Raw genomic sequence first — 17,502 nt, forward strand, 5'->3', positions numbered from 1 at the left:
TGGCCCGATGACCTGCCCAAGATCGGCCGCGACATCCTCGCCCGCATCGACCCCGACGGCAAGGTCGTCTCCGACACCGACCGCCGTCGCCGCCGCGGCCTGATCCTGGGCCGTCCCGGGGTGGATGGGATGTCGTGGATCGAGGGCTGGATCACCCCCGAGCTGCGGGCCTTGCTCGATGCGGTCTTCGCCAAGCTCGCGCGTCCGGGCATGTGCAACATCGACGACGCCGACAGCGTCGCCGCCATGGTCAGGGTCGTCGATTCCAAGGTGTTGGAGGCGGCCGCGCGTCGTGACCGTCGCGATGCCGGTCAGCGCACCCACGACGCCCTGTTCGCGCTCCTGCAGCCCGGCGTCGACCCCGCCAAGCTGGGTTCGCACCGTGGCCTGCCGGTGCAGGCCATCCTGACCATGAACCTCGCCGATCTCGAGCGTGGGGCCGGGGTCGCGACCACCGCCTCGGGCGGCCACGTCTCGATCAACGAGGCGTTGAAGCTGGCCGAGGGGACCCGCCCGGTGCTGGCGGTCCTCGACGCCGACGGGCTGCCGCTGTACCTGGGTCGCTGCCAGCGCCTGGCCACCCCGGCCCAACGCCTGGCGTTGATCGCCCGCGACAAGGGCTGCACCCGCCCGGGATGCGATGCGCCCGCGAGCATGTGCGCGGTCCACCATGTCACCGACTGGGCCAAGGACGGACCCACGGATCTGACCAATCTGACCCTGGTCTGCGATCACTGCCACGCGCTGGTCAACGACAGTGCCGAGGGTTGGAAAACCGTTGTCATGGGCAAGGATTCCCCGGATCGGGGCCGGACCGGGTGGATTGCCCCGAAACGTCTCGACCCCACCGGCATTCCTCGCGTGAACGACAGACATCACGTGGGGCAGCAGGTCGCGGCTGCCATCGATTCCAGTTGCCGGAGGTGGGGTGCACGGGCCGCGTGATTCCCGGACCGCTCGTGTGCTGCTGGCGTGCGCAGGGCGCGGGGAGGTGTGGGTGGACGATCGGCACCACGTGGGGCAGTGGGTCGCCGCTGCTCGTGCCCTGCTGGCATGCGCAGAGCACAGGGAGGTACGGGTGAACGATCGCCACCACGTGGGGCAGTGGGTCACCGCTGCCGTCGAATCCAGTTGCCAGAAGTGGGGTGCACGAGCAGCGTGATTCCCGGCCGCTCGTGCCCTGCTGGCGTGCGCAGGGCGCGGGGAGGTGTGGGTGAACGATCGGCACCACGTGGGGCAGTGGGTCGCCGCTGCCGTCGAATCCAGTTGCCAGAAGTGGGGTGCGCGGGCCGCGTGATTCCCGGCTGCTCGTGCCCTGCTGGCGTGCGCAGGGCGCGGGGAGGTGTGGGTGAACGATCGGCATCGCGTGGGGCAGTGGGTCGCGGCTGCGATCGATTCCAGTTGTTGGAGGTGGGGTGCTCGGGTGGCGTGATTCCCGGCTGCTCGTGTCGGGCTGGTGTGCGCGGGGACGGGGAGGTGCGGTCACCTCGCCTGCCCTATCGGACTTGGGCTGACGCCGGGTCGGGAGCGTTTCCCGCCGATCCCGGCTCAGAGACTGCACGCATCACCTTCTACAGACAGAACCCACCGCAAGTCCATCCTGAGTTCCTCGAACACCGAACAACCACAGCGGTCTTCTCCTCGCTACATCCCATCCTGGGGGTACCCCAACCCCGAGATCCAAGCGAATACCTGCTGCAGCGACACCCACATGCAGGTTCAAAGGTGAGCGGGCTGGTAGGTGTAGGCGCGTCCCCAACCCCGCCCCCTCCCTTCTCCAGGCGTCTTTGTCTTTCGGTCTTTTGTCTTTTGCGTTTTGTTCTTTATCTTTTGCCTTGTGGCGTATCCCACCCTCGTACCCGACGGCTGGCGCAGCTTCCTGATGTGGTGGCGTTTCTGGGGCACCGTCGGCTTCTGCGCCACAGCCTTCCTGTCCTTCCTCATCATCAGAGACCTGGACGGCATCCCAGAGTTCTGCGGCTGGCGGCACCCCTGCCCACCCCAGATCATCCTGGGCCTGGGCGCGTTCCCCCTGTACACCTGGGCAGCCGGTGGAGCCGTCTCCTGGCAGCTCGGTCGCATAGCCCTGCGCCACGGCTGGCGCCCCACCTGGGCACTCGCGGTCGGCGCCCTGATCTTCATCGCAGGCTTCCTACTCAGCCTCTACATGGTCGCCACTTACTGGTGGCCCTCCACCTGACCACTTCCTCATCCGGGCAGTGGCGCCCGCGATCAGTGAATTCCGCAGTAGGCCACCGGAATTGCCGACATGTGACATCACTCCCACACGCCGCAGCCCCCACCGGGTGGTTGGTTGCCGGCGAGGGCTGCGGCTGTGCGCGATCAGGGTGCGACAGCACCCCAATCGGCGAATCCGGTCGGATCGTGGCGACCCATGGTGCCGTGCTCGAACAGTCCCCAGCCCTCGGCGTCGCCGCAGCGCGCCTTGCCGACGTGATCGATGACGCCGAACGGAATGCGTCCGGCAATGGCCGGGTCGGTCAGGTCGTAGAGCTTGCTCTCGGACCAGTCGCGGCCCTTCCATTGGCCGTGCTGCCAGTCGGGGTCGCCGCCGTAGCCGCAACCGACATTGAGGGCCATGAAGGTTCCGGCCTCGACCTCGACCTCGAGCGGCTTGCCATCCGGCGTGGTGAGATCCAGGCGCACCCGCGTCGGGATGCGCGTGCCCGACTTGTACGTCAGATGCACACGGGGCCAGCCCAGTTGCTCGACTCGCCCGTCCTTCCAGATCCGGGTGGCGTCATTGAGCGTGCGGAAGCCGTTGGGCTCCTCCTGCACGATGACGATGATGGAGAACTCGTCGAACAGCAGCGGCACGTACAGCCACCAGAAGCCTTCGGACGGTTCGGACCCCAACCGGCCCGGGTGATCGGATTCGCCGACCGGGCGGATCCCCCAGGAGCGGTCGCGGGTGCCGCACCATGCGGACGGGTCCACGCTGATATCGGTGCCGTCGACATGCAGTGTGCCCGACCAGGTTCCGACCTGTGCGAAGCGCTGCGCGTCGATGATGGGCCGGTGCACGCCGGTGAGGATGGTGTGCGGCTGTTCGGCCACGGCCGGGAAGGAACCCTCCCAGGTCAGGTCGAAGGACAGGTCCTCGTGTTCGCAGAGCACGCGGATCTTCTGCAGCGGTTCGGCGATCTCGATCCGGTAGCCGCCGACCTTGGGCTCGAGGCTGCGCTCGGCCAGGGCGTCGGAGAACCGCACGGCCCGCTGGGTGTCGCCGCGGCGCACGGTCGCGAACGCGTCGGTCACGCCCAGGTTCGTATATACGCCGAAACCGGTGACCAGGAAGGTGTCACTGCCGGTGTCGAGCGCGTTGAAGTAGTTGCGGTCGTAGAAGTTCCGATCACTGGTCCCGACCCGCGACATGGACAGCGGGGTCTGGTGGATCGGGTATTCGTCGAGCGAGTTGATCTGATTCTGCGTCATCTCTCAATCCCACGAGTAGGTGCCGTCGAGCATGGCTTCCAGCAGATGCCGGTGCATCACGTAGTCGTCGCGATCGTCGTTGTCGGTCGCCTCACCGAAGTGGATCATCCGCCGCCGGATGCGGGCCATCACGATGCCGTGCCGCAGCGCGGCGTACATGAGGTACCAGTCCAGGTCGCGCACGGCGTGCCCGCTGGCCTCCTCGTAGAGCTTCTCCACATCGGCGCGCCGCATGTAGTCGGCCAGGCCCGGCTGGTCGAACCGCGTGGCGATGTCCTGGAAGAACCGGTGGATGAGAATCGTCCAGGCCACGTCGAGTTCCCGCGGGCCGATGGCGGCCATCTCCCAGTCCAGCACCGCGACCGGATCGAACTCGTCGAACATGACATTGCCCGGCCGGGCGTCGCCCCAGCTCAGCACGTCCGTTCCGGTGTCGGTGGGGAAGTTCTCCTCGAGCCAGTCGAAGGTGCGCTCCAGCAGCGGGATGCGGAAGCCGTCGCGGGCGAGCGCCCAGTCGTACCATGCCCGCTGGGCCTCGAAGTGCCGCCGCAGCGCCGAGCCCTCGCCCGCCAGCATCGGGAACCGCTGCTCCGGATCGGGAATCGAGTGCACCTTGGCGATGATCTCGATGGTCCGGCAGGTCACCTGATAGCGCTGCTCCGGGGTGGCCTCGTGCAGCCAGCCGATGAACACATACGGCGGATTGTCCTCGGGCACACGGCCGTTCACGCGTCGCATGACGAAGAACGGTGCGCCGAGCACATTGTCGGAACCGGTTTCCAGCCAGCACAGCGGCGGCACCGGCAGGTCGGTGGCCTCGGCGACACCGGCTATGACCGCGAACTGCGTTGCCAGGTCGTAGTTCTCGAACACCGGAAAGGAGCTCTGATCGGGCGCGAGCCGCGCCACGAAGGACCCGCCTGCCGCCTGCCCCTGCTCGGTCCACTCGGCGTCGAAGAGCAGCGTGGTGCTGGACATGCCGCCGGCCTGCGGCCGGGTGATCGAGGTGACCTGCGGCGGCTCGTCGGCCTCGACCTTGGTCCCGAGCCACTGCGCGAGTTCGGTCGCGAGTTCATCGAGGTTCTGGTCGGAAACCGTGAGTTCCATCCGCTGGTTGGGATCGGCGTGGGCCGAAGTCATGGGGTCCTCCCTGCGCGGGTGTAGCGGAGTGTGCCTGCGGGCCACCGGATGCGGCCGGTTCGCCGCTGTGGTAAGTCCGGTCGGCACGTTGGGTGAAATGTAACGCGTTCTAAATAGCTCCGGTAGGGGATCGGCGAGACCCGTTTCGCCAGTACCGGTGACCGGGATGTGGCTTGGTCGCCATGTCGTGGTCGTGCTGCCACGTACGCCTCGAGAAGTAGTTCCTATCAGGCATATTCCGGGTCGGCTCAGGGTGAATCCGGAAGCGTGCGGGCCGCCGGACCGCCTACCGTCGAAGCTTCCGAATGGAAGTGAGGGACGGGGCATGAGCGTGCAGACAATCGACACCGCGACCGAGCGGGAGGGGAGGGACACCGAACCCGCACGGTCCTGGAATCCGATCGGACGCATTCTCTTCCGCTTCGGATTCCTGTACTTCGGGCTCTTCTGCGTCTTCTACCCGCAAATGCTGATCGACTTCGCGGGACCGCTGCAACGCTGGCTCCCGGACGACTGGCCCCGCCTCTGGATGAGCGTGTCCCTGCCCGTGGTGAAGTGGACGGGCCACACCGTCTTCGGGACCGATGTGGCGCTACACAGCACGGGCAGCGGTGATCAGGCGGTCTTCTGGATCCTGGTGTTCTGCCTGCTCGTGATCGCGGCGGCCGGGACCGTGCTCTGGACGATGCTGGACCGCACCCGGACCGAGTACCACCTCCTGTCCGCGCGGTTCCTGTTGTTCATCCGGGTGTGCCTGGCCGGTCAGATGCTCGGATACGGGTTCGCCAAGGCGATTCCGACGCAGATGCCCGAGCCCGCGCTCACCACGCTGCTGACCCCGTACGGCGACTTCGCGCCCATGAGTGTGCTGTGGAGTCAGGTCGGCGTGTCACCGGTGTACGAAACCTTGCTCGGGATCGCCGAGGTGCTGGGCGGTGTGCTGCTGCTGGTGCCGCGCACCCGGCTGGCGGGTGTGCTGCTGAGCCTGGTGAGCATGGCGCAGGTGTGGGTACTGAACATGACCTTCGATGTGCCGGTGAAGCTGCTGTCGTTCCATCTGATGCTGCTCTGCCTGGTCCTGCTGGTGCCCGAGGCGCCGCGGCTCACCGCGCTGCTGACCGGCCGGGCCGCCGGTCCGGCCGCCACACCGGAGCCGTTCCGCACGCGCCGGACGCGGCGCTGGGCGGCCGCCGCGCAGGTGCTGCTGATCGTGTGGTTGTCGGCGGGCTACGTCTGGATCGGGGCGGACAACTGGCACGAATACGGCGGTGGCAGCCCGAAATCCGAGTTGTACGGCATCTGGACGGTCACCGACTTCACCCGCGACGGCCGGTCGGTTCCGCCGCTGCTGACCGATGAGAGCCGCTGGCGGCGACTGGTTTTCGACCAGCCGAAGATGGCCGTCGTACAACGCATGGACGATGAGTTGATGCCGCTGGGCGCGCAGGTCGACACCGGCGCACACCGATTGGTGCTCCGCGGCGCGCAGGCGACCACGGACCTGGCGGATCTCGGCTATGAGCAACCGACACCGGACCGGCTGGTGCTCGACGGCCGGCTGGACGGCCACCCGGTCACCATCACGCTCGATCGGGTCGACCTCGGCCAGCTGCCGCTCCGGCAGGGCCGTGGCCTGCACCTGATTCAGGAAGACGCGAACTTCGGCAAGGTCATGGGGTAGTGATGTCGCTGATCTGATTGGTCCACACCGGATTCGGGGCGAGGAATTCGCCGGATCCGGCCGCGAACGCCCGCTGGGCGTCGGCCCTGCCGAGCAGCCGGGCGGCCAGCCAGGCGGTGGGATAGCCGAGGTAGCCGGAGACGCCGGAGGTGCACGGCCAGGAGGCGTCGGCGCAATCCGGTTGGCCCTGAACATCATTGTGGTTCGGGCCGACCAGGGTGCCCCACGCCTTCTGGACACCGGCGGGCACCGCGTCGTAGAAGGCCCGCAGTGATTGCAGGCCGACGGCCGTCGGCGGCAAGGTCTGCTCGGACGGCGAGATGACGGTGTCGGCCGAACCGTTCACGAAGAAGATCGAACCGCCGGCCAGTCCGTGGGTATCGGGGCACCAGCCCAGGAGGCACGACAGCTGGATGGGCAGCTCGATCGGCACCGCGGTCTTGATCCGGCCGCCCGAATGCATCATGGCGTTGAGGGCGCCCGTCGCCCCCTGCGAATGCCCCACCGCGCCAATCGCATCCGGGTCCAGCCGGTCGTGGAAGACGCTGTCCGGGTCCGCGGCCAGGGACAGCAGCCGGTCGACCGCCCCCGCGATGTCGATCCCCGACCCGGTGGCCGAGTTCTCGGTGGCGATCACCACGAACCCCCAGGACGCGAAATGCCGCAGCAGATACGCGTATTGGTTCGGGTGCGCGTTGGTCCCGTCGCCCCAGGTGATGATCGGATGCCGGAACCCGTTGGCCCCCAGCTCGGTCGGATACCAGATGTCGTAGGCGGCCCCGGTGGAGTCGCAGCAGGTGAAGGCGCGATGTTCGGTCACCGCCCACGGCCCCGGCTGCGCATAGACGGCCTCGACCGGCGGGTCCGCGTGACCGGTTCCGAAGGGAATGCCGAGCACCACCAGTGCGGCGAGCAGGCAACAGCGAACAAGCACGGCGGCACTGCGTGTCATAGCTATTGAGCATAGAAATGGCCGGCGCGTTGGATGCGCAAGATGACCGCGACCGTTGTGAACTCTGTATCGATTGCCACCCGGATGCCGGGCGATTGTCGTGCGCCGACGCCCACGCCGTACCCTGAATCCTTGTGCAGAACCCCGCAGCCACCCCCGATGACCAGCCGGTTCCCGAGTCCCGGGTCGACACCGGCGATCCGAACTACCTGGTCGGCCTCGATCTGAACGGTCGCCGCGTGGTCGTGGTCGGCGGCGGCACGGTGGCGCAGCGGCGACTCGGGCTGCTCATCGCCTCCGGTGCGGATGTGCACGTGATCAGCCGCGAGGCCACGCCCGCGGTCGAGGGCATGGCCACCTCGGGACAGCTGACCCTGGAGTTGCGTGCCTACGCCGACGGCGATCTCGACGGCGCCTGGTATGTCATGGCCTGCACCGACGAGCCCGGGACCAATGCGGCCGTGGTCGCGGAGGCCACCCGCCGCCGCATTTTCTGCGTCCGCGCCGACACCGCGCGGCTGGGCACCGCGGTCACCCCGGCCACCGCGCGCTACGACGGCATGACGATGGGCGTGCTGGCCGGCGGGCAGCACCGCCGCTCGGCCGCGGTGCGCAACGCGCTGCTGGAAGCCCTGCAATCCGGTGTGGTGACCGATGATTCGGCCCCCGTGACCCCGGGCGTGGCGCTGGTCGGCGGCGGCCCCGGCGATCCGGATCTGATCACCGTGCGCGGCCGCCGGCTGCTGGCCCGCGCGAATCTCGTTGTCGCCGACCGGCTCGCGCCGCCGGAGCTGCTGGCCGAGCTCGGGCCGGAGGTGGAGGTCATCGACGCGGCCAAGATTCCCTACGGCCGGGCCATGGCGCAGGAGGCCATCAATGCCGCGCTCATCGAGGGCGCGAAGGCGGGCAAGTTCGTGGTGCGGCTCAAGGGCGGCGACAACTATGTCTTCGGGCGCGGCTACGAGGAACTCGAAGCCTGCGTCGACGCCGGTATCCCGGTGACCGTGGTTCCCGGTGTCACCAGCGCGATTTCGGTGCCCGCCCTGGCCGGTATCCCGGTCACCCACCGCGGTGTCACGCACGAGTTCGTGGTCGTCAGCGGCCATGTCGCCCCCGACCACCCGGATTCGCTGGTGGACTGGCCCGCGCTGGCCCGGCTGCGCGGCACCATCGTGCTGCTGATGGCGGTGGAGCGGATCGAGAAGTTCGCCGACGCGCTGATCTCGGGTGGCCGTGCCGCCGACACCCCGGTCACCGTCATCCAGGAGGGCAGCCTGCGCACCCAGCGCATCCTGCGCGCCGACCTGGCCACCGTCGCCGAGCGGGTGCGCGCCGAGGGCATTCGCCCGCCGGCCATCATCGTCATCGGCCCGACCGCGGGCTTCACCGCGGGTGCGCCGGACCAGGACAACTCCTGACGTCGCGTAATGAGTTCGGTTCGCCGGATAGTGCATCCATTACAGTGGGCGGGTGCTCGATAACCCCGCTGCGACGATGCAGTATCCGGTGACCAAGCGGGCGTTCGGGCTCGCAATTCTCGTCCTCAGCGGGCTTCAGCTGATGGTCGTGCTGGACGGCACCGTCATGATCCTGGCGCTGCCGCGACTACAGGAACAGCTCGGTCTGTCCAGCGCGGGCAGTGCGTGGACGGTCACGGCCTATGGTCTTCCGTTCGCGGGCCTCATGCTCCTGGGCGGACGTCTCGGCGACTCGTTCGGCCGCAAGCGGATGCTGATCCTCGGCGTCGCGCTGTTCACCGTCGCCTCGGCGCTGTGCGGCACGGCGCAGAACGAGGCCTGGCTGATCGCGGCCCGCGCGCTGCAGGGTACGGGCGCGGCCATTGCCGCGCCGACCGCCTTCGCGCTGGTGGCGAGCACCTACGCGCCCGGCCCGGCCCGCAATCAGGCGGTCGCCATCTTCGGATCCATGGTCGGTATCGGCTCGGTCGGCGGTCTGGTCATCGGCGGCGCGCTGACCCAGGTCGACTGGCGCTGGATCTTCTGGATCAATGTGCCGATCGGCATTCTCATCGTCTGGGGCGCGATCTACCAGCTGCGCGACACCGCGCACCACCGCATGTCCATGGATGTGCGCGGCGCCATCCTGGGCACGCTGGCCTGCGTGTCGATCGTCTTCGGCGCGACCGAGGGGCCCGAAATGGGTTGGGGCTCTCCGGTCATCCTCGGCGCGCTGATCGGCGGCTTCGTCCTGCTGATCGTGTTCATCTTCGCCGAGCGTGATGTGGAAAACCCGCTGCTGCCGTGGTCGCTGTTCAAGAGCCGCGACCGCGTGATCACCTTCGCCGCCATCTTCCTGACCTCCGGCGTGCTCGGCGCGACCACCTTCTTCGTCGCGCAGTTCCTGCAGAACGTGCTGCGCTACAGCCCGCTGCAGGCCGGTCTGGCCAGCATTCCGTTCACCCTCGGCGCGGGCGTCGGTACCGCGGTGGCGTCCAAGGCGTGCATGTATGTCCGGGCGCGCTGGCTGCTGCTGGCGGCCGCCCTGGTGCTGGCGGGCGCGCTGTATTTCGGCTCCACACTGGACAGTTCGGCCGACTATTTCCCCACGCTGCTGGTCATGATGTCGATCGTCGGCTTCTGCGTGGGCACCGCCATCGTGATCCTGCCGCTGTGCGTGCTGGTCGGCGTGGACATGGCCCACATCGGCCCGCTGTCGGCGGTCGGGCAGATGTTCATGAACATGGGCACGCCGTTCGCGGTCGGCGTGCTGAGCCCGGTCGCCCTGTCGCGCACGCTGGCGCTCGGCGGCAAATCGGGCAAGGTGAGCGAGATGTCGCCGAGTCAGATCGATGCGCTGGGCAGCGGGTACACCCTCGTCCTGCTGGTGTGCGCCATCGGCACCGCGGTCATGGGCCTGCTGGCGCTGACGCTGCGGTACACGCCCGGGCAGCTGGCCCAGGCGCAGCACGCACAGGACGAGGCTCAGAAGAGCTAGGGCACCGAGGTGACCGCGATCGCCGATTCGGTCAGGCTGCCGAGGTAGATCGCGCCGTCCTGTTCGGCGACCCCGGTGACCATGGCGTAGTCGGTGCCCTCGCGCTGCAGGTCGTGGACGAGATTCCCGTCGAAGTCGAAGGCCTGCACCCACACGGTGCGGGCCGGTTTCGGTTGCAGCGCTTCGGGAATCGCCCACACCAGCCGGCGCAGCACGCCGGGCAGCGGAAGCAGCATGTCCAGCAGCGGATTTCGCGGCGACACCAGCGCCACCCAGGCCAGCCCGTCACTGCCGAGGCCCATATTGTCGGGGAAGGCGGGCAGGTTCTCGGCGAAGTAGTCGTGGGTGCCGGCCTTCGGCCCGGTCAGCCAGTAGCGGGTGATGCTGTAGCCGCCCGTCTCGGCGACCAGCAGGCACGAACGGTCCGGGGCGAGCACCATGCCGTTCGCGAATTTCAGCCCGTCGACCAGGGTTTCGACGCTGCCGTCGGGATTGCGGCGCAGCAGCCGGCCGGTCTCGGAGTGCTCGAGCATGTCGCCCATGTATTCGCCGAGCGACCAGTGCCGGGTGGACTCGGAGAAGTAGACGGTGTCGCCGTCGGCGACCACATTGCTGGTGAAGTTCAGCGGCACGCCGTCGACCTCGGCCACCAGCACCTCGACCTGCCCGCCCGGCTTGTCCAGGCGCAGCAGCCCACGGTTGGCATCGCAGATCAGCAGCGAGCCATCGGGGTTCGCGTGCAGTCCCAGCGGTCGCCCGCCGGTGTGCCCGATCCGCTCGACGGTGCCGTCGGTCGGGTCGACCGCCACCAGGGTGCCGTCCGCGAGTCCCGCGACGACTCTGCCGTCGGGGGCGATGACCACATCCTCGGGCCCGTCTCCGGGCACCTCGAGCCGCCGTACGGGCGGCATGGGTGGCGCACTGCGGTTTTCGTGGGCGCGGGCCGTCGCCTTGGGCGGCGTCCAGCGCTTGGGCTGCATGGACATGGCTCACTGTAACCCGGCCCTTGGTAGTCAACAGTTGTTGGCCTACACTTGTGGGCATGACTGTGGAGACGGGGCCGCGGCGGTCGGATGCCACCCGCGCGGCGATTCTGGAGGCGGCGCGGCGCCGCTTCGCCGAGGACGGCTACCGGAAGGCGACCATCCGGGCGATCGCGGCCGACGCCGGGATCGACCCGTCGATGGTGATGCGCTACTACGGCAACAAGGACGGATTGTTCGACGCCGCACTGGATGTCGACCTGGAGCTGCCGGATCTCGGTGCGGCCGCGCCGGATTCGCTGGGGGCACTGCTCGCGGCGCGGTTCCTGGAGCTGTGGGAGCAGCCGCCGACCAGCGAGATCCTGCTCACCCTCATTCGTTCGTCGCTGACCGACGAGGACGTGGTGGAACGCACCCGGCGCATCTTCGCCCAGCAGCTCATGCCGGCCGTGCTCCGTTTCGGCGATCCGGCCGACGCACCGCATCGCGCGGGTCTGATCGCCACCCAGATCCTGGGACTCGCCCTGTGCCGCTACGTCTTACGGCTGCCGCCGGTGGTGGCGCTGAGCTCGGAGCAGATCGTCGCCGACATCGGGCCCACCATTCAGCGCTATCTCACGCTCGGGGACGCTTGACCTTGTGAGCCAGTGGTGAAAACCACGCTGCCGGAGGGGTTTTCTCCGGACCGAAGATTGGGCACACTGCCCGGATGGGGATGAGTCTGGACGCGGATCTGCTGGACCGCTGGACGAAATTGGCCGGGCCGCAGGCACGCGCGGTGGGGGAGGACCTGGTCCGCCGCTACCGTGAGCCGCACCGCCGCTATCACACCGTCGAGCACCTGGCCGCCATGCTGGCGGTCATCGACGATCTGGCCGCCGACGCGGAGGATCTGGACGCGGTGCGTTACGCCGCCTTCTTCCACGACGCGGTCTACGCCGTCGACGGCACCGACAACGAGGAGGCCAGCGCCCGCCTGGCCGAAACCGCCCTGCCCGCACTGGGAGTCGGCGCGGACACGGTGGCGGAGGCCGCGCGGCTGGTCCGGCTCACCGGCGGCCACCATCCGGACCCGTCGGACCGCAACGGCGCGGTGCTCTGCGATGCCGATCTGGCGATCCTCGCGGCCGACGCGACCGCCTACGCCGCCTACACCGCCGCCGTCCGCGCCGAGTACGCCCACGTTCCCGACCCGCTCTTCCGCTCGGGCCGGGCCGCCGTGCTGGCGGCGCTCGCCGGGCAGCCCGCGCTTTTCCGCACGCCCACCGCCCGGTCCCGCTACGAGTCCGCGGCCCGCGCCAACCTCGCGGCCGAACTCGCCACGCTCACCGCGGAGCCGGCGGGCGAACCCGGGGCCGAGTGAGGGTTCGCGCCCCGATCAGCGGGTGCCGTACTTGTAGGTCTGCTTCCGCAGCTTGAGGTACACCATGATCTCGGCGTGCCGGACCCCGGCCAGCCCGCGAATCCGGTTGGACACCAGGTCGAGCAGGGCTTCGTCGTCCGGGCACACGGCCTCGCAGAGGATGTCGTAGCGTCCGGCGCACACCACCACATAGTTGATTTCCTCGATGGCAGCCAAAATGTCGGCCACCTGCTGCACCGGCCCGTCGACGGTGATGGCGATCATGGCCTGCCGGAACAGCCCGACCTGCAGGGGATCGGTGACCGCGACGATCTGGATCACCCCGGCATCGGCCAGCTTCTGCACGCGCTGGCGGACGGCGGCCTCGGAGAGTCCGACGGCCTTGCCGATGGTGGCGTACGCGCGTCGCCCGTCCTCCTGGAGGTGGTCGATGATCCGCTTGGAGATGTCGTCGAGGATCGGAGTTCCCCGGCCGGAGTTCTGGTCGATCACGAGATCATCCTTCCTCATCGCGGCTGGTCGGGCGAACGCCCGACCGGCGGTCGCGAGCGCGCGGGTATGTTGGGATCGGTCGCCGGGTCCGGCGGTTTCCGGTCCGACAAGGATGATCTCCCGTGAAGTACGTTCCGCGCGCGGTTCTGTTCCTCGGCATTCCCGCGCTCCTGTTCGCCCTCCCCTGGTGGCTGCTGGTCTACACGACGATGTCCGGGACCTGGTTCTGGCTCGGGTCGGCGGTGTTCCTGCTCGGCTATCTGGCGCTGCCCGCGGGCATGCTGCTCGGGCACGGCCCGCGGCAGTCCGACGCGGCGTCGCTGGTGGGCGACACCATGCTGGGCGTCATGTGGGTGGTGTTCACCTGGTCGGTGATCGGCGCCGCGGTCCGGGGTGTTCTTACGGTCGCGGGGGTGGACGATCCGGTGCGCTCGCGCGTGGTGGCCGTCGGGGTGCTCGCGGTGTCGATTGTGCTGTCCGCCTGGGCGATCTACGAGGCGCGCCGGGTGCCGCGCGTGCGCACGGTCCAGGTCGAGATCCCCGGTCTCGGTGCGGGTTTGGACGGTTTCCGGCTGGTGGTCGTCACCGACACCCACTACGCCGCGACCGATCGGTTGCGCTGGTCGGAGCGGGTGGTCGAGGAGGTCAACGCGCTGCGTCCCGATATCGCCTGTCACGCGGGCGATCTCGCCGACGGCTCGGTGGAGAAGCGGAGGGCGCAGGTCGATCCGCTCGGCAAGGTCGAGGCCGAGTACGGCCGCTTCTACATCACCGGCAATCACGAATACTTCGGCGACGCACCGGGCTGGATCGACCACATGTCCGGCCTGGGCTGGCAGCCGCTGCGCAACCAGCACGAGGTCATCACCCGCGAGGGCGACAGCCTCGTGCTGGCGGGCATCGACGACCCCACCGGTAGCGGCCTGCCCGGCCACGGCCCCGACATCGAAGCGGCCCTGGCCGGCGCCGATCCGGCACTGCCGGTGGTCCTGCTGGCCCATCAGCCCAAACAGGTCACCGACGCGGTGTCGGCCGGTGTGGCCCTGCAGATTTCGGGCCACACCCACGGCGGGCAGATCTGGCCCTTCCGGTACCTGGTCCGCCTGGATCAGCCCGTGGTGGCCGGGCTCAGCCGCCACGGCGAGCGCACCCAGCTCTACACCAGCCGGGGTACCGGCTTCTGGGGTCCGCAGCTGCGCCTGTTCGCGCCGAGCGAGATCACTGTGCTGATCCTGCGCCGGCCCAACTGATTCCGGCCGCTCAGCTGTCGAAGCCCAGGCCGGTGTAGTCGAGGGTTTTCAGCCACAGATTGCGGCGTCCCTGGTGCGCGTCCGCGCGGGCCAGGGACCAGCGGGTGAGGTGAATTCCCGCGGAGCGCAACGGTTCCGGTGGCAGCGGCAGCGGCCGGGAGCGGACCATGCGCAGGCGGGTCCGCTCGGTGTCGCGCCCCCACAGCTGGTCGAGCATGACCTCCGCGCCGAAGCGGGTCGCGCCCACCCCGAGCCCGGTGTAGCCGGCGGCGTAGACCAGCCGGCCCTTGTAGGCGGAGCCGAAGAAGGCGCAGAACCGGCCGCAGGTGTCGATGACCCCGCCCCAGCGGTGGGTGAAGCGCAGGCCGTCGAGCTGCGGGAAGGTCTGGAAGAAGTGCTGGGCGAGGGTTTCGAAGGTGGCCTCGTTGTATTCCAGGGCGGGGGCGATGCGATTGCCGAAGTGGTAGATGGCGTCGTAGCCGCCGAAGAGGATGCGGTTGTCGCTGGTCAGGCGGTAGTAGTGGAAGCGGTAGGAGGCGTCGCCCAGGCCCATGCGGGTACCCCAGCCGATGCTGTCGAGCTGTTCGGCGGTGAGTGGCTCGGTCATCAGCGCGTAGTCGTAGACCGGCACCACGTGGCGTGACACCTTGGGCACCGGGCCCGCGAAAGCGCTGGTGCACAGGGCGACCCGGGGCGCGCGGACCTCACCGTGCGGGGTGTGCAGGGTGAGCGTGCCGCCGTGGGATTTCGAAAGGCGTTGCACCGGAGTGCCTTCGAAGATGCGGACACCGGAATCCAGGCAGGCGCGCCGTAGTCCCCAGGCCAGCCGGGCCGGATCGAGCATGGCGACGCCATCGCGGTCCCACCAGCCGCCGAGGTAGGTGGGGGAGTGCACCATGCCCTGCACCTGGCCGGCGTCGAGCAGCTCGGTGCGGTAGCCGAGGGCTTCGGCGGCGTCGTGGCTCTCCTGCAGCCATTCGACCTCGTGGGGCGCGGTGGCGACCTCCATTTCGCCGGTGCGCTCGAAGTCGCAGTCGATGCCGTACCGGAGGATGGCCTTCTCGATGTCGTCCAGGTTGGCGCGGCCGAGCCGTTCGAGCTGTCCGATCTCGTCGGGGAAGCGCTCCATGCCATTGGCCAGGCCGTGGGTCAGGCTGGCGGAGCAGAATCCGCCGTTGCGGCCCGAGGCCGCGTGTCCGCAGAGACCGGACTCCAGCAGCACCACATCGATGCCGGGATCGCGTTCCTTGGCCAGCAGCGCGGTCCAGAGTCCGCTGTAGCCGCCGCCGACGACGGCCAGATCCGCGGTGGTGGCGGTGGTGAGGGGGTCGGTGGGGGTCGGCCGCTCGGGCCGGTCGGTCCAGTACGGCGTCGGCGCTGCATCGATGAGTGCCGACGCCCACAGTTTGCTTCCTTTGGCCGACATGGCCGATCAACTCCTTCTCTCGTGCCGTAACGGCGAACGTTCGCGCCTGCGTGCTCGGGGTACGTGGAAGCCGCCGATGGTCACCCGTGGGGGGACCAGTCGGCGGCTTTCGAGAGAGTCAGCTGGTGGCGGCGCGATCCTCGGAGCGGCGGGGCATACGCACGGTGGACCGCAATACCTGCGTCGGCGACGTCGGCCGGTCCATTTCCGCCTCCTCCTGTGTCATGAGGATAGCCCAGAAATTCGCGGGCGGGTCCGATCGGAGCCCGCCCGCGCGATATCGCCGCCTTTTACCCGGCCCGGAAGATGGTGTCGTGCCAGGGCTTGTGCGCCGCGCCGGTGATATCCGACATGACGTGCTTGATATTCGTGTACTCCTCGAATGCGTAGGCGGACATGTCCTTTCCGAATCCGGAGGACTTGTACCCACCGTGCGGCATTTCGCTGATGATCGGAATATGGTCGTTGATCCACACGCAGCCGGCCTGAATTTCCCGGCTCGCCCGCTGGGTGCGGAACACGTCGCGGGACCAGGCGGAGGCGGCCAGCCCGTAGACCGTGTCATTGGCCAGCGCGATGGCCTCGTCGTCGGTCTCGAAGGGCAGTACGACCAACACCGGGCCGAAGATCTCGTGCTGCACGATCTCGGAGTCCTGGGCCGCGCCGGTGATCAGGGTCGGCTCGAAGTACGAACCGGCCGCCGGGGTGTGTTCCGGAATTCGGCCGCCGTGAACGATTTTCGCGCCGGATTCGCGGGCGCGTTCCACCATGCCCAGCACTTTGTCGCGGTGTGCGCGCGAAATGAGCGGTCCCATATCGGTTTCCAGGTTCTCGACCGGACCGAGTGTCACCCGGTCCATGAGATCGGCTACACGGCCGACGAATTCCTCGAACAGCGGGCGTTGCACATAGGCGCGGGTGGCGGCCGTGCAATCCTGGCCGGTATTGATGAGCGCGCCCGCGACCGCGCCTCGCGCCGCGGCTTCCGGGTCGGCGTCGTCGAAGACGACGAAGGGGGCCTTGCCGCCGAGTTCGAGGTGGACCCGCTTGACCATACCGGCGGCGGTGGCGGCCACCCGTTTGCCGACCCCGGTGGAGCCGGTGAACGACACCATGGCCACGGCCGGATGCTCCACCAGCGGCTGTCCCGCCTCGGCGCCGGTGCCGGTGAGCACATTGATCACGCCCGGCGGCACGCCCGCGTCGGTGGCGGCCTCCGCGAACAACAGCGAGGACAGCGGGGTCAGCTCGGAAGGCTTGAGCACCACCGTGTTTCCGGCGGCGACGGCGGGCAGGATCTTCCAGGCCGCCATTTGCAGCGGATAGTTCCAGGGCGCGATGGACCCGATGACGCCGAGGGGTTCCCGCCGGATCGACGAGGTGTGGTCACCGGAGTATTCGGCTGCCGCCTTGCCTTCCAGGTGCCGGGCGGCGCCGGCGAAGAAGGCCGTGTTGTCGATGGTGCCGGGCACGTCGAATTCCGTGGCGAGGCGAATCGGCTTGCCCGCGTTGACACTTTCGATCGCGGCGAGGTCCCCGGCACGAGCGCGCAGGATCCGGGCCCATTCGTGCATGAGGTCCGACCGGGCGGCCGGGGTGAGCCCGGCCCAGCCGGGGAAGGCCGCCCGGGCCGCGGTCGCCGCCGACTCGACGTCGGCCGCGTTCGCGCCGGCGCCCGCGGCGATGACCGCGCCCGTGGCCGGCGCGATGATCGACAGCGGCGCGCCCGACCCGGATCGTCGTGCGCCGCCGATGAATTGCAGTTGTTCCTGATCCATCGCGCTCCTCGCCTTCTCGGAATTCA

The 17,502-nt window shown here is 68.8% G+C and carries 15 protein-coding genes; 8 read left to right on the forward strand and 7 right to left on the reverse strand.

What is annotated here, in order from left to right; genetic code table 11:
• On the forward strand, positions 1 to 945 hold a 945-nt coding region (locus tag ABZV44_RS44630; protein ID WP_354851192.1), incomplete at its 5' end, for a DUF222 domain-containing protein.
• 892 nt (positions 946 to 1,837) lie between these two features.
• Positions 1,838 to 2,200: a hypothetical protein gene (locus ABZV44_RS44635; protein WP_354851195.1), complete on the forward strand. Its 363-nt coding sequence runs from the start codon at positions 1,838 to 1,840 to the stop codon at positions 2,198 to 2,200.
• Positions 2,201 to 2,343: 143 nt separating this feature from the next.
• Here the strand turns inward: ABZV44_RS44635 and ABZV44_RS44640 are convergent, their stop codons facing one another.
• The gene (locus ABZV44_RS44640) at positions 2,344 to 3,456 is read right to left on the reverse strand and encodes a hypothetical protein (protein ID WP_354851197.1); all 1,113 of its coding nucleotides are present in this window, start codon (positions 3,454 to 3,456) and stop codon (positions 2,344 to 2,346) included.
• A gap of 3 nt (positions 3,457 to 3,459) precedes the next feature.
• Positions 3,460 to 4,596: a phosphotransferase family protein gene (locus ABZV44_RS44645; protein ID WP_354851200.1), complete on the reverse strand. Its 1,137-nt coding sequence runs from the start codon at positions 4,594 to 4,596 to the stop codon at positions 3,460 to 3,462.
• Between the two features lie 325 nt (positions 4,597 to 4,921).
• Between ABZV44_RS44645 and ABZV44_RS44650 the strand changes: the two genes are divergently transcribed.
• Positions 4,922 to 6,277 (forward strand): DoxX family protein, encoded by a 1,356-nt coding sequence (locus ABZV44_RS44650; protein WP_354851203.1) that lies wholly within the window; start codon positions 4,922 to 4,924, stop codon positions 6,275 to 6,277.
• Here ABZV44_RS44650 and ABZV44_RS44655 read toward each other — a convergent pair.
• Positions 6,267 to 7,229 carry a hypothetical protein gene (locus ABZV44_RS44655; protein WP_354851206.1) on the reverse strand — a complete coding sequence of 321 codons (963 nt, stop codon included), beginning with the start codon at positions 7,227 to 7,229 and terminating at the stop codon, positions 6,267 to 6,269. The genes ABZV44_RS44650 and ABZV44_RS44655 overlap by 11 nt on opposite strands.
• Positions 7,230 to 7,438: 209 nt before the next feature.
• On the opposite strand from ABZV44_RS44655, the gene cobA reads away from it, so the two are divergent.
• Positions 7,439 to 8,647: a uroporphyrinogen-III C-methyltransferase gene (cobA, locus tag ABZV44_RS44660; protein ID WP_354851267.1), complete on the forward strand. Its 1,209-nt coding sequence runs from the start codon at positions 7,439 to 7,441 to the stop codon at positions 8,645 to 8,647.
• A 52-nt stretch (positions 8,648 to 8,699) separates the two neighbouring features.
• A complete protein-coding gene (locus ABZV44_RS44665) occupies positions 8,700 to 10,184 on the forward strand; it encodes an MFS transporter (RefSeq protein ID WP_354851209.1) in 1,485 nt (494 codons plus the stop codon).
• Here the strand turns inward: ABZV44_RS44665 and ABZV44_RS44670 are convergent.
• Positions 10,181 to 11,170 carry an SMP-30/gluconolactonase/LRE family protein gene (locus tag ABZV44_RS44670; RefSeq protein WP_354851212.1) on the reverse strand — a complete coding sequence of 330 codons (990 nt, stop codon included), beginning with the start codon at positions 11,168 to 11,170 and terminating at the stop codon, positions 10,181 to 10,183. The genes ABZV44_RS44665 and ABZV44_RS44670 overlap by 4 nt on opposite strands.
• A 56-nt stretch (positions 11,171 to 11,226) precedes the next feature.
• On the opposite strand from ABZV44_RS44670, the gene ABZV44_RS44675 reads away from it, so the two are divergent.
• Together ABZV44_RS44675 and ABZV44_RS44680 are read left to right on the forward strand one after the other, a co-directional pair.
• On the forward strand, positions 11,227 to 11,802 hold the full coding sequence (locus tag ABZV44_RS44675) for a TetR family transcriptional regulator (RefSeq protein WP_354851215.1): 576 nt from the start codon (positions 11,227 to 11,229) through the stop codon (positions 11,800 to 11,802).
• Positions 11,803 to 11,876: 74 nt separating this feature from the next.
• Positions 11,877 to 12,530 carry a metal-dependent phosphohydrolase gene (locus ABZV44_RS44680; RefSeq protein WP_354851218.1) on the forward strand — a complete coding sequence of 218 codons (654 nt, stop codon included), beginning with the start codon at positions 11,877 to 11,879 and terminating at the stop codon, positions 12,528 to 12,530.
• A gap of 15 nt (positions 12,531 to 12,545) precedes the next feature.
• On the opposite strand, the gene ABZV44_RS44685 is transcribed toward ABZV44_RS44680, so the two are convergent.
• On the reverse strand, positions 12,546 to 13,022 hold the full coding sequence (locus ABZV44_RS44685) for an Lrp/AsnC family transcriptional regulator (protein WP_354851221.1): 477 nt from the start codon (positions 13,020 to 13,022) through the stop codon (positions 12,546 to 12,548).
• A gap of 122 nt (positions 13,023 to 13,144) precedes the next feature.
• On the opposite strand from ABZV44_RS44685, the gene ABZV44_RS44690 reads away from it, so the two are divergent.
• The gene (locus tag ABZV44_RS44690; protein ID WP_354851224.1) at positions 13,145 to 14,272 is read left to right on the forward strand and encodes a metallophosphoesterase; all 1,128 of its coding nucleotides are present in this window, start codon (positions 13,145 to 13,147) and stop codon (positions 14,270 to 14,272) included.
• 10 nt (positions 14,273 to 14,282) lie between these two features.
• Here the strand turns inward: ABZV44_RS44690 and ABZV44_RS44695 are convergent, their stop codons facing one another.
• Positions 14,283 to 15,698 (reverse strand): FAD-dependent oxidoreductase, encoded by a 1,416-nt coding sequence (locus ABZV44_RS44695; RefSeq protein WP_354851226.1) that lies wholly within the window; start codon positions 15,696 to 15,698, stop codon positions 14,283 to 14,285.
• Positions 15,699 to 15,988: 290 nt separating this feature from the next.
• On the reverse strand, positions 15,989 to 17,476 hold the full coding sequence (locus ABZV44_RS44700; RefSeq protein WP_354851229.1) for a gamma-aminobutyraldehyde dehydrogenase: 1,488 nt from the start codon (positions 17,474 to 17,476) through the stop codon (positions 15,989 to 15,991).
• Between the last annotated feature and the right edge of the window lie 26 nt (positions 17,477 to 17,502).

The sequence above is a fragment of the Nocardia sp. NPDC004860 genome (genome assembly GCF_040609015.1).
Taxonomy (GTDB): Bacteria; Actinomycetota; Actinomycetes; order Mycobacteriales; family Mycobacteriaceae; genus Nocardia.